The 11,790-nt window shown below is 46.6% G+C and carries 12 protein-coding genes and 1 pseudogene; 11 read left to right on the forward strand and 2 right to left on the reverse strand.

All coding sequences use genetic code 11. The features are described 5' to 3' along the window. The 7 genes from AC4E7D_RS06065 to AC4E7D_RS06095 form a co-directional block, all read left to right on the forward strand. The coding region (locus AC4E7D_RS06065) for a winged helix-turn-helix domain-containing protein (protein WP_490172920.1) at window positions 1–406 on the forward strand (406 nt) is incomplete at its 5' end. Next, the gene (locus tag AC4E7D_RS06070) at window positions 406–1,506 is read left to right on the forward strand and encodes a sensor histidine kinase (RefSeq protein WP_490172921.1); all 1,101 of its coding nucleotides are present in this window, start codon (window positions 406–408) and stop codon (window positions 1,504–1,506) included. The genes AC4E7D_RS06065 and AC4E7D_RS06070, both read left to right, overlap by 1 nt. Before the next feature lie 158 nt (window positions 1,507–1,664). Then, window positions 1,665–2,336 carry a tRNA (guanosine(46)-N7)-methyltransferase TrmB gene (trmB, locus tag AC4E7D_RS06075; protein ID WP_490172922.1) on the forward strand — a complete coding sequence of 224 codons (672 nt, stop codon included), beginning with the start codon at window positions 1,665–1,667 and terminating at the stop codon, window positions 2,334–2,336. Between the two features lie 3 nt (window positions 2,337–2,339). Continuing rightward, the gene (locus tag AC4E7D_RS06080) at window positions 2,340–2,966 is read left to right on the forward strand and encodes a LysE family transporter (protein ID WP_490172923.1); all 627 of its coding nucleotides are present in this window, start codon (window positions 2,340–2,342) and stop codon (window positions 2,964–2,966) included. A 3-nt stretch (window positions 2,967–2,969) separates the two neighbouring features. Then, on the forward strand, window positions 2,970–3,299 hold the full coding sequence (locus AC4E7D_RS06085; RefSeq protein ID WP_490172924.1) for an MGMT family protein: 330 nt from the start codon (window positions 2,970–2,972) through the stop codon (window positions 3,297–3,299). A 124-nt stretch (window positions 3,300–3,423) separates the two neighbouring features. After that, window positions 3,424–4,569 carry an Mrp/NBP35 family ATP-binding protein gene (locus AC4E7D_RS06090; RefSeq protein ID WP_490172925.1) on the forward strand — a complete coding sequence of 382 codons (1,146 nt, stop codon included), beginning with the start codon at window positions 3,424–3,426 and terminating at the stop codon, window positions 4,567–4,569. Window positions 4,570–4,571: 2 nt separating this feature from the next. Further along, window positions 4,572–4,811 carry a NifU family protein gene (locus tag AC4E7D_RS06095; protein ID WP_490172926.1) on the forward strand — a complete coding sequence of 80 codons (240 nt, stop codon included), beginning with the start codon at window positions 4,572–4,574 and terminating at the stop codon, window positions 4,809–4,811. 7 nt (window positions 4,812–4,818) lie between these two features. On the opposite strand, the gene AC4E7D_RS06100 is transcribed toward AC4E7D_RS06095, so the two are convergent. Continuing rightward, window positions 4,819–6,555 carry an ABC transporter ATP-binding protein gene (locus AC4E7D_RS06100; protein WP_490172927.1) on the reverse strand — a complete coding sequence of 579 codons (1,737 nt, stop codon included), beginning with the start codon at window positions 6,553–6,555 and terminating at the stop codon, window positions 4,819–4,821. 152 nt (window positions 6,556–6,707) lie between these two features. Between AC4E7D_RS06100 and AC4E7D_RS06105 the strand changes: the two genes are divergently transcribed. Further along, window positions 6,708–8,882: an acylase gene (locus AC4E7D_RS06105; RefSeq protein WP_490172928.1), complete on the forward strand. Its 2,175-nt coding sequence runs from the start codon at window positions 6,708–6,710 to the stop codon at window positions 8,880–8,882. Window positions 8,883–8,886: 4 nt separating this feature from the next. Here the strand turns inward: AC4E7D_RS06105 and AC4E7D_RS06110 are convergent, their stop codons facing one another. Continuing rightward, complete coding sequence (locus AC4E7D_RS06110) at window positions 8,887–9,534, reverse strand: hypothetical protein (RefSeq protein ID WP_490172929.1); 648 nt, start codon at window positions 9,532–9,534, stop codon at window positions 8,887–8,889. A 367-nt stretch (window positions 9,535–9,901) separates the two neighbouring features. Here AC4E7D_RS06110 and AC4E7D_RS06115 point away from each other — a divergent pair, with 367 nt between their 5' ends. The 3 genes and pseudogenes from AC4E7D_RS06115 to AC4E7D_RS06125 all read left to right on the forward strand — a co-directional run. Beyond that, a complete protein-coding gene (locus AC4E7D_RS06115) occupies window positions 9,902–10,354 on the forward strand; it encodes a SoxR reducing system RseC family protein (RefSeq protein WP_490172930.1) in 453 nt (150 codons plus the stop codon). A gap of 6 nt (window positions 10,355–10,360) precedes the next feature. Next, entirely contained in the window at window positions 10,361–11,251 is an 891-nt protein-coding gene (locus AC4E7D_RS06120; protein ID WP_490172931.1) for a Fe-S cluster domain-containing protein, read from the forward strand. Further along, a pseudogene (locus tag AC4E7D_RS06125) lies at window positions 11,244–11,790 on the forward strand (electron transporter RnfC); the annotation flags it as partial. The gene AC4E7D_RS06120 and the pseudogene AC4E7D_RS06125, both read left to right, overlap by 8 nt.

An 11,790-nucleotide genomic window follows, 5' to 3' on the forward strand; every position in this document is an offset into this window, starting at 1 on the left:
AGCTGGTTTTGATGCTGGGGCAGACGACTACATCACCAAACCTATCAAACCCAAGGTACTTCTAAGTAAAATTAAAGCATTGTTGAGGCGCCTTAAAGATAGTGCAAACTCGGAGGTGGAAGAAGTCATGAAAGTGGGCCACATCGTGATCAACAGGGAAGAGTATAAAGTGCTTAACAGAGGAAAAGAGATCATCCTGCCACGGAAGGAATTTGAACTGCTGGCCTTACTGGCATCAAAACCCAATAAAGTATTTAAGAGAGAAGTTATACTGGATAAGGTATGGGGGCAGGAAGTTGTAGTGGGAGGCCGAACCATAGACGTGCATATCAGAAAGCTTAGGGAAAAGATAGGCGATGAACACTTCAAAACGGTCAAAGGCGTAGGGTATAAGTTTGTACTGTAATGGCAAATACCAAGGTAAAAAAGTCGTATAAATTTGCACTACGATCCTCAGGGTATATCACTTTTTTACTGTCGGTAATTTTAGGTTTGTGGCTTTGGTGGACAGGGCGAATTGCAGACGATTGGTTCTTTATCCCCGTTATTGCTGGACCTGTATTTTTGGTCTGTTTCGCCGTGATTCAAATCCGGGTAGAGCGGTTTATTTACCGCCGCATAAAGCGTATTTATGATGACGTATCCCTCCTGGAATCCAGTCCGCTGCGTTCTAATCCCGTTATAACAGACATGGCAACACTCACTAAGGAGATCGAGAAGTTTGCCAAAGACAAGAAAATTGAAATAGACACCCTGAATATCCGGGAAGAATACCGCAAGGAATTCCTCGGAAATATTTCCCATGAACTAAAGACCCCCCTTTTTACTGTACAGGGATACATCCTTACGCTGCTGGACGGCGCGATGAACGATAAGAATGTGCGCAAAAAATACCTGCAACGTGCTGCCAAGGGGGTAGAACGCCTTATTTATATAATCAAAGACCTGGACCTTATCTCCAAACTGGAGATTGGTGACTTAAACCTGAAGTTTGAGGATTTTGACATTATCGAGTTGATCCAAAATATGTTTGAACTCCTGGAGATGAAGGCATCAAAGAAAAAAATCGCCCTGACTTTTGATATGGATTACAAGAACCCGATTATGGTACATGCCGATAAGGAGAAGATACAACAGGTGGTCAGTAACCTATTGGTGAATTCCATTAAGTACGGGCAATATAACGGGACTACGGAAGTGAGTGTGGAAAACCTGATAAAGAATAAGGTGATCATCCGAATCACCGACAACGGGGAAGGTATCCCGGAGGAACACATTCCACGTATTTTTGAAAGGTTTTACAGGGTAGACAAAAGTGGAAGCCGCAAGGAAGGGGGTTCGGGCCTTGGCTTATCCATTGTGAAACACATTATTGAAGCCCATGGCGAAAAGATCTATGTGGAGAGTGTCTCAGATGTAGGATCTGAATTTTCGTTTACCCTGGAAAAGACCGAGAATACCCCCGCCCAGTCTGCTTCTGAAGCTAAACTTTCCAAGCAGGCGTGATTTTTTGTTTTTCCACTTTCTCTGCATAATGTATAGCGGTCTTGTTAACTGTAGGAGACCTGCTCATGTATTACAACTGCGGTGAGATTCTCTGACCATAGAATATATGAGGATAGATGTTTTCCTTAGTTTTGTTAAATCATTAAATCCAGTCTTTTGTGGGAAGCAAGAATAAACTCAAACGGTTTCGTGAAAACGAAACCTTTCCGAATGTAATCCAGCCTGCCAGGGAGGATGTGCTAAAGGGGAATTTCCCCCACAGGGGAAAGTGGGCTGATTTTTTTGGAAATACCAACCCCCTGGTCCTGGAACTTGGATGCGGAAAGGGCGAATATACCGTGGGCCTGGCAAGGATGTTCCCCGACAGGAACTACATTGGCCTGGACATTAAAGGGGCCCGTTTCTGGAAGGGTGCAAAAACAGCACTCGAAGATAAACTGGAACAAGTGGCCTTTCTCAGGACACAGATAGAACTGGTTGACCAGCTTTTTGGCCCGGGTGAGGTTTCTGAGATTTGGATCACGTTTCCGGATCCCCAGATAAAATACAAGCGGACCAAACACCGGCTGATCAACGAAGCTTTTCTGGAGAAGTATCGGACCATACTGAAAAAAGATGGCCTCCTCCACCTTAAGACAGACAGTGAGTTTCTGCATGGGTATACCCTCGGACTGCTGCACGGCTTGAGACATGAAGTGCTCTATGCGAACCACAACATCTATCAAAATTCCGGAAGCCCTTCAGAGGTATTGGAAATTCAGACATTTTACGAAAATCAGTATCTTGAGGAGGACAAACCAATAACCTATATTAAGTTCAGGCTAAACTAACCCATGACGCATTTGCTAATCCTGTTCTTTGCCACATACTCCGCAGCGTTTATGGCCACTGTACCCCCTGGCCTTCTTAATATGAATGCTGCAAAAACCAGTGTGGAAAGGGGAAAATCAAACGGGATTATTTTTAGTCTTGGGGTTTCCAGCATGATCATGGTGCAGGCCTATGTGGCCGTTCTCATTTCGAAATTCCTGTACCGAAATCCTGAGATAATTGACCTGTTACTCAAACTGGCGATCGCTGTATTCGCCTTTTTTGCCATTTACTTTTTCATTTCTGCCAAAAAGAAGCGGAGAGAAAAACTACACATAGACAAGGTAAGCCGCAAGAACAGTTTTCTGAAAGGTGTCGTTCTGGCTGCACTCAATCTCCTAACCATACCTTATTACAGCGGGATAAACGCCATGTGGAACGCCTCGGGTTGGATCAAATTTGAACTCTGGGACATCCTGACCTTTATTTTGGCTGCCGGTACGGGGACTTTTACCGTCCTCTACCTGTATACCGTATATTTCAACAAACTGGAAAATAAAACCAATGCGTTTTCACGGAATTCCAATTATATTCTGAGCCTGCTAATGCTGGTGTTACTTGTGATTACCATTTTCAGGATCTTCTATTAGCAGATGAACGACAAGCAAAATTTCTTTGAAGCGGTGTACGAAGTCGCGCGCAAGATCCCTTATGGGCGTGTTACTTCTTACGGCGCCATAGCGAAATACCTGGGAGCAGCCCGTAGTGCAAGGATGGTGGGCTGGGCGATGAATGGGGCCACTACCAGGGAGGATGTCCCGGCACATCGGGTGGTTAACAGGAACGGACTCTTGACCGGGAAACACCATTTCGGGGGGAGTACCCTGATGCAGCAACTTTTGGAAAATGAAGGCATTGAGGTTCGGAATGACCAGGTGGTGGATTTTTCCAGATTTTTCTGGGATCCAGCGCTTGAACTGTAGATCTGTTATTGCCCTTGGCAACGGGCTTTAATGCCCTCTTTTTCAGGAAGACTTATTCTTAAATTCCCCTTCAAAGCCTTATCTTTGCAGCCTAACACGCTTAAATATTTAGGAACCTTCTGAGATGGCAGCATTATTCACTAAAAAACAGGTTTTAGCAGCATTGGAAACCATAACAGTGCCCGGTGAGGGCCAGAATATGGTAGAAAGTGGTGCAGTCGATAATATACAGGTCTTTGGTGACGAGGTGGTTGTGGATATTACCATCAAAAACCCCAGCCTGCAAGCGCGTAAAAAAACTGAGGTGGAGATCCTTAAAGTCATCCACAGAGAAGTATACGAAAAAGCAAAAATAACGGTAAACGTAAAGGTAGACACCCCGGCAAAGACCCAGGTTAATGAGATCAAAGGGAAACCTATCCCCGGTATCCAGAATATCATCGCAGTAGCTTCTGGCAAGGGAGGGGTAGGGAAGTCTACCATCACCGCAAACCTAGCGGTATCCCTTGCCAAAATGGGATTTAAAGTAGGACTATTGGATGCCGATATTTACGGACCTTCCATGCCCATAATGTTTGATGTGGCCAATGAGCGTCCCCTGGCGGTTGACGTTAACGGCACTTCGAAAATGCTCCCGGTTGAGAATTACGGGGTCAAGTTACTGTCCATTGGTTTTTTCACCCAACCGAGTCAGGCCGTGATCTGGAGAGGCCCCATGGCTGCAAAAGCCCTGAACCAAATGATCTTTGATGCCCATTGGGAGGAACTTGATTTTCTGTTGATCGACCTGCCACCAGGTACGGGGGATATCCATTTGAGTATCATGCAATCCCTACCTGTTACCGGGGCCGTAGTGGTTAGTACGCCTCAGGAAGTGGCCCTGGCCGATGCCCGAAAAGGAGTGGCCATGTTTCAGCAGGAGGCCATTAATGTGCCCGTTTTGGGGATAGTAGAAAATATGGCGTATTTTACTCCTGCAGAACTTCCGGATAACAAGTACTATATCTTTGGACAGTCGGGTGCAAAAAACCTAGCTGAGGACCTCGATGTACCTTTCCTGGGCGAGATACCGCTGGTGCAAAGTATTCGTGAGGCAGGCGATGTTGGTAGGCCAGCAGCCTTGCAAACGGCTACACCTACAGAGAAGGCCTTCGAGGCGCTTACCCGGAATGTGGTGCAGGAACTGGTACGGCGCAATACCGATTTGCCGCCAACCGAAGCGATCAAGATAACAACCATGGCGGGTTGTTCAGCTGTAAAGAAGAAATGAGTATGACTAGTGAAGAATTAAGAAAGAAAGTTGAAATTGCCCTTGATGAAATTCGTCCGTTTCTGAAAAATGATGGTGGGGATATCTCTCTGGTTGCTATCGAAAACGGTAAAGACGTGAAGGTGCGGCTGGAAGGGAACTGTGTGGGTTGTAGTGTCAACCAGATGACGCTCAAAAGTGGGGTGGAAATGACGATAAAAAAATACGCCCCCCAGATAGAAAAGGTCATCAATATCGAATAGGACTCCCTTAAATGCGCGCCTGGTAGGTAAACAGGTGGTAATACCTTCCTTCTTGAGCAATGAGATCGTCGTGTGTACCCTGTTCTGCAATACGACCCTCCTCCACGACCAGGATCTGGTCCGCTTTTCGAATCGTGCTTAGGCGGTGTGCGATCACAAACGTAGTTCTCCCTTCCGTCAGGGAAGCCAGACTCTTTTGGATCAGGGCCTCACTTTCAGTGTCAAGATTAGAGGTAGCTTCATCCAGGATTAATATCCTGGGGTCCGCCAGTATCGCCCTGGCGATGGCGATTCGCTGGCGCTGCCCACCGGAAAGTTTAATGCCGCGTTCCCCGATCAGGGTATCCAGGCCATCTTCAAATCGGTCTGTGAATTCATTGACATAGGCAGAGGTAACCGCCTCAAGTAATTCTGATTCTGAAGCATCTGGTTTTGGAAAGAGGATGTTTTCGCGTATGGTACCTTCGAACAAAAAATCGTCCTGCAAAACCACCCCCAAATGTTGACGGTAGCTTTCGAGCTGTACTTTGGACAAGTCGTATCCATCCACCGTGATCTTACCCGTCCGGGGAATTAAAAAACTGGCTGCCAGCCCGGCAATAGTGCTTTTGCCAGAACCTGAGCTGCCAACGAGCGCTACCACACTGCCAGGCGTTACTTCAAAACTGATATCTTCCAGCACCACTTTCTCTTCCTCATAGGCAAATGAAACCCGGTCAAATACCACATGGCCCAATAGATCAGGAATTTCCAGTGTCCGTTCTTCTTCCCGGGCTTCCGGGGGCATGTTCATCAGTTCCTCAGTCCGGTCTAATCCCGCGAGGGCTTCGGTAAGCTGGCTGCCTATATTGCTCATCTGCACAATTGGGGCGATCATCAAACCGAGAAGGAAAGTGAAGGTTAAAAATTCCCCAACTGTGAGTTCTTCTACCATGATTTTGTACCCTCCTAAGCCCATGATCCCGGTAGTCGCCACTCCCAGTAGAAAAGTGGAGGAGCTGGTCATTACGGCTGTGGCCGTAAGGCTTTTCTTTATGTTTTCGTAAAGCCGGTAAACTCCCTCCTCAAAAACCAGGTGTTCCTGTTTTTCTGCGTTAAATCCTTTGATCACCCTGATGCCTCCGAGGGTCTCTGTTAGCCGGCCAGTTACTTCGGCATTGATCTTTCCACGGTTGCGAAAAATTGGGCGTATCACCTTAAAGGCCTTCAGGGCAATGAATGCAAAAATGCACAGGGGGATCAGAGCAAAGAGGGTCATGCTTGGGCTAATTTGCAACAACAGGACCAGGGACACTACAGCGGTAACACTGCCGCCAACCAACTGTACCAACCCCGTCCCGATGAGGTTGCGCACTCCTTCCACATCTGTCATGATCCTGGAAACCAGTTCCCCGGATTTGGTGTTGTCAAAGAAACGGATAGGAAGGGAGAGCACCTTTTTCTGTACCTGTGCCCTTAGTTCTGATATCATGTACTGTGCCTGAACACTTAAGATGCGGGTTAGCAGGAAAGAGGTAACCGCCTGCACAAGAATGGCAATTATTACGATTCCAACCAACAGTTTTAAGAGCTGCAGGTCCTTGTTGGGAATAATGTCATCCATCAGATATTTAAGGGACATGGGGGCAACGAAACTTGCACCTTTGCTGATGACGATGAGGACCAAGCCAATAAATACCAGGTTTCGCCTCGGCCAAATAATGGTCTTGAAGGCTTTAAGGATGCTAACTCGCTTTTCTTTCATTTAAGGTGCAGGGATAATTTGGTAGTGTCAGGCTTGTGCAAGATAGGAGAAATAAGCGGTTCTTAACAGTTGCCGCTAAGCCGGATTTTTTGCGTTAAAATTAGCAATTCCCCCAAGGGCAGTGTATTTTCATCATCCAAAATAAGCCATATATGAAATACCTTGGGATACTTTTTTGCTTCTGGTTTTTATCGTGCACCGGTGAGGCACAACAGTCTGACCTGGAACGCTGGGAAGCACATGCTGCGAATACTACTATCATTCGGGATGATTTCGGTATCCCCCATGTATACGGTAAGACTGATGCTGATGCTGTATTCGGATTATTGTATGCCCAATGCGAGGACGACTTCAACCGGGTGGAACAGAATTATATCTGGGCCTTAGGGCGCCTGGCGGAGGTAGAAGGGGAAGAAGCTTTATACAGTGACCTGCGTGCACGGCTGTTCATGACAAGGGAGGAAGCCATTGCCGCCTATGAGAGCAGTCCGGATTGGCTTAAAAAACTCTGTGACGCTTTCGCCGATGGTGTCAATTACTATCTGCATACCCATCCGGAAGTCCAACCCAGGCTGCTCACACGTTTTGAACCCTGGATGCCCATGTATTTCAGCGAGGGTTCTATAGGAGGTGATATTGAACGGGTTTCGGTCAGGAAACTACGGGAATTCTACGAAGGGGGGATCGCTTTTCCCCAGGCAGATAAAGAACATGAGGAACGCAGGAAGGCAGAGATCGAACCCCAGGGTTCTAATGGAATAGCCATATCCGGCTCCCTCACTCAGTCTGGGAACGCCATGCTCCTGATCAACCCCCACACTTCTTTTTATTTCAGGGGGGAAGTGCATGTGGCTAGTGAAGAAGGATTAAATGCCTATGGCGCCGTAACCTGGGGACAGTTCTTTGTTTATCAGGGCTTCAATGAAAAAACGGGCTGGATCCATACCTCAACCTACACAGATGTAATTGATGAGTTTGTGGAAACCATAGTAGATCTGGAAGGCAAACCTCATTATGTTTACGGGGAAGAACTCAGGCCAGTAGAGACGTTTGAGGTTAAGCTGGATTATAAAACAGAGGAAGGGCTGAAGTCCGTGCAATTTCCGGGCTACAGAACTCACCATGGGCCATTAACGCATAAAATAGGTGATCAGGCGGCAGCTACGGCCATGATGTGGGATCCGGTTAAGGCTTTGGAGCAATCCTATATTCGTACGAAGCAGGACAGTTATGCTGGTTTTCGGGAAATGATGGATATCCGGACCAATTCGTCTAACAATACGGTTTATGCCGATGCTGACGGCAATATCGCCTACTTCCATGGAAACTTTGTCCCGAAACGGGATACGATTTTTGATTATACCCAGCCTGTTGATGGTAGTAATCCCGCTACCGACTGGAAGGGCCTGCATACGGTTGATGAGAACATCCTCATCCTGAACCCTGCCAACGGATGGATACAGAACTGTAATTCCACCCCCTTTACTGCTGCATTGGAGAACAGCCCAAAACGAGAGGATTACCCGAGGTATATGTCCCTGGATCGTGAGAACTTTCGCGGGGTGCATGCGATAGGGCTTCTGAAAGACAAAAAAGGTTATACGCTGGACAGCCTAATTGCTGTGGCTCATGATCCCTACCTGCCAGCATTTGAGGCCCTTATCCCGGGTCTGGTCAATGCGTTTGATGACAGTCCGGGAGACCATCATGAGTTGGGGCCGGCCATTGAAGTTTTGCGGAACTGGGATTACCGTACCTCAAAAAGTTCCGTTGCCATGACCCTCGCCCATTTTTACGGCACCCATTACGGCAGGAAAGGGCAGAGGCCTTATCGGATGAGCGATATGGAACTCATGACCTATTTTGGAACAGCGTCCCCGAAGGAAGAAAGATTACAGGTATTTGCCGGTGTCCTGGATCAGTTGAAGGCAGATTTTGGAACCTGGGAAATGCCCTGGGGTGAAGTACACCGCTACCAGCGCCTTACGGGAGACATTCGCCAACCTTTTAGTGATGATGCCCCCAGTATCCCTATTGGCTACGCCTCGGGCAGATGGGGTGCCCTTGCCGCTTATGGTGCCCGTTATACCAACAACACCAAAAAGATATACGGGACTCGTGGAAATAGTTTTGTGGCCGTTGTGGAATTTGGTGATAAGGTCAGGGCGAAGACCATTTTGGCAGGAGGTCAAAGTGGTGATCCGAAATCTCCTCATTTTGACGACCAGGCGCAGCGCTACGCAGACACAGACTTTAAAGATGCTGCTTATTATAAAGAAGATGTACTAAAACGCGCAAAGGAAACGTACAGACCAGGAAAGCGGTAGTGCCTTACTCCTGCACCACGATCAATGATGCCTTGGAACCGGTAGAGAGCAGCCATTTGTTTGAGTAGATGAGTTTCCCGGCCTCATCGTACACATCTATTTGAGCAGTGTTGGGACCAGAGGACCCCTGGTTCAGTGCTTCGAAATCCAGGCGGTTAAAGCCTTTGTCGAGATCCACATTAATTCCCTTGAAGCTTCCGGTTAACATGATATTGGGTTCAATGACCACATCATTGGCATAAACCCGTACACGGTCCCCGTCTACATATTCGTGGTCACGGCACACCACGCCCACAAATTTTGAGGAGGTCTTAATATCTCCCAGATACATGTCGCCAAAGAATTTGCTGGACTGCCCCTGCTCGCGTTCCCCTACTTTGGGGTCGATTTTCATATCAAATCCAGCTTGTTTCAACTCTTTCTCAGGGAGCATTTTAACATTGCGTTCATTGAGGGCGTTCTTGAGGCTTACATCCGGACTTGGAGTAATGACAGAAGGCATATTCAATGCAGTGCCCTTGTTGGAAGAGCTTTTTGCATCCAGATTCTTATCAGCAGAAATTTTAAGGGGTTGTGTTTTGGGAAGATCGGTCTGGGCCCACCCAAGGCAGGAAAAAATCACCAGTAAGAACAGGGTAATAACCGATTTCATAGCCCGTATTTTTCTATAAAAGTAGCAAATACCTTACCACAACTGCATAAATTGCTGTTAAAATCGATAAATAACCTGAGGTGTACTCTCCTAATTATCAGGCCACTTCACTAACTTCAAGCCGATTTTCTTCAGAGAAGCTGGCAAACTGCTACCCTATGCGCGTTATGATTCCCAAAAGATCATTGCATTTTAAATCTTGATTTGTGCAGATCACTGTGGCTAATGGGCTGTTATATGTACTCTTTATGCATTTTTCCCGTTTAATGAGTATAGAAAAAAGAGCATCATAACGCTGACATTTATCATATAATGCCGTTGGCGAAACTTTTAGTTTTACGTGATTAATGAGCTGTATGGATGATGATTGGACAGAAAAGAGGCCATAGCGATGAAGGATAAAGAACAGGAAACAAACGTATTTATACACTCTGGTGTAGTTTCCCGGATTAGGGGAAGGTCCATAATCGTTTCTCTTGACAAGAACATCCACTGCGAGTCCTGCAGGGCAAAAGGAGCATGTGGCGTGTCTGATACCGCTAACAAAGAGGTGGAAATTATCGATGCTGACAGCGCTTTTAAGCTCAATGACCCTGTGGAAGTGACCTTAAGAAAGAACCTGGGGCACAAGGCTGTATTTTGGGCGTACATCCTGCCATTTATAATTATGATGGCTACCTTACTTTTAATGTCCTTCTTTTTTGAAGAATGGATGGCTGGTCTGGTTTCCCTCCTGGTACTTGTGCCCTATTACGCTATTGTATATGCGTTGAAGAATTATTTTAAAGAGACATTTAAGATTTCGATTCTTAGAATTTGATGTGTGATGACGGATTCTATTCTTTTTAGCGCGATTTTATTACCCTCTCTTGGTACAGCAGCGGCCTTGGTGCTGTTTGTGGTTTCCAAGAAGTTTTATATCTATGAAAACCCGCTCATTTCCGAAGTAGAGGAACTGCTTCCTGCGGCCAATTGTGCCGGTTGTGGTTACCCCGGTTGTAAAGCATTTGCTGAACAGCTGGTGAATACTGATGATATTTCAGACCTGTTTTGTCCTGTTGGGGGGAACGAGGTTATGAAAATGGTTTCAGAAACCCTTGGGAAGGAGGTCGCGGTTAAGGACCCCACAGTAGCAGTGGTGCGCTGCCAGGGTAGCTGTGAGGTAAGGCCGAAGACTACCTTATATCAGGGTCCCAGATCCTGTGCAATATCTGCCCTGATTTACAGTGGGGAGACCGATTGTCAATTTGGTTGCCTGGGTGACGGGGATTGTGTTGATGTGTGCAAGTTTGATGCTATGTACATGGATGAAGAAACAGGGCTTCCTGTTGTCATTACCGATAAATGTACGTCCTGTGGTATGTGCGTTGACGCCTGCCCAAGGAATATCATCGAAATGCGGCCCAAGCACAAACGGGATTTAAAAATCTTTGTGGGCTGCCTGAACGAGGAGAAGGGGGGCATTGCTAAAAAAGCCTGTTCTGTTGCTTGTATCGGGTGTTCCAAGTGTGTAGATGCGTGTCCAAAAGAAGCCATCGTCATAAAAAACAACCTGGCCTATATCGATCCAGAATATTGCACCTTATGCAGGAAATGTGTACCTGTATGTCCCACTCATTCCATTATTGAAACCAATTTCCCGCCTAGGAAAGAAAAAAAGGTGGAAGTTAAGGTGCCAACGAATGTTGAATCGGTAAAGCCTCAGAAAGATGCTTAAGACGTTTCCAAAAGGAGGGATCCACCCCCCGGAGAATAAACTCACCTCATCAAAACCCATCAAAAGACTGCCGGTACCTAAAACGGTCTATGTTCCCATATCCCAGCATATCGGGATTCCGGCTGAGATAATTGTCGAAAGAAAAGATAAGGTGGAAATAGGTCAGGTGATTGCGAAATCAGGGGGTTATGTTTCGTCCAATATTCATTCCCCGGTAGCGGGCACTGTTACCAAATTGGATAAAATCGTGGATACCAGGGGCTACAAGAAACAATGCATTGTCATCCGGACCGACGTCAAGAACGAGTCCAATTTTGAGGAAATACACTACCCGCTCCAGAAAGAAATCACCCTCAAGCCGGGGGAAATCCTCAAGCGCATTTCTGATTTTGGTATTGTGGGCCTGGGAGGGGCAACCTTTCCCGCCCATGTGAAACTGCACGTAAAGGAGGATAAGAAAATAGACTGTCTGATCATAAACGGGGTGGAATGTGAACCCTATCTGACTGCTGACCATCGATTAATGCTGGAAAAAGCAG

It is taken from the genome of Lentiprolixibacter sp. (assembly GCF_982873095.1).

Excerpts from the sequence above, each read along its gene's own strand:
- AC4E7D_RS06105 (WP_490172928.1), top strand. The coding sequence starts at position 6,708 with ATGAAATACCTTGGGATACTTTTTTGCTTCTGGTTTTTATCGTGCACC.
- AC4E7D_RS06095 (WP_490172926.1), top strand. The coding sequence starts at position 4,572 with ATGACTAGTGAAGAATTAAGAAAGAAAGTTGAAATTGCCCTTGATGAA.
- AC4E7D_RS06070 (WP_490172921.1), top strand. The coding sequence starts at position 406 with ATGGCAAATACCAAGGTAAAAAAGTCGTATAAATTTGCACTACGATCC.
- AC4E7D_RS06090 (WP_490172925.1), top strand. The coding sequence starts at position 3,424 with ATGGCAGCATTATTCACTAAAAAACAGGTTTTAGCAGCATTGGAAACC.
- AC4E7D_RS06080 (WP_490172923.1), top strand. The coding sequence starts at position 2,340 with ATGACGCATTTGCTAATCCTGTTCTTTGCCACATACTCCGCAGCGTTT.
- AC4E7D_RS06100 (WP_490172927.1), bottom strand. The coding sequence starts at position 6,555 with ATGAAAGAAAAGCGAGTTAGCATCCTTAAAGCCTTCAAGACCATTATT.
- AC4E7D_RS06120 (WP_490172931.1), top strand. The coding sequence starts at position 10,361 with ATGACGGATTCTATTCTTTTTAGCGCGATTTTATTACCCTCTCTTGGT.
- AC4E7D_RS06110 (WP_490172929.1), bottom strand. The coding sequence starts at position 9,534 with ATGAAATCGGTTATTACCCTGTTCTTACTGGTGATTTTTTCCTGCCTT.
- AC4E7D_RS06085 (WP_490172924.1), top strand. The coding sequence starts at position 2,970 with ATGAACGACAAGCAAAATTTCTTTGAAGCGGTGTACGAAGTCGCGCGC.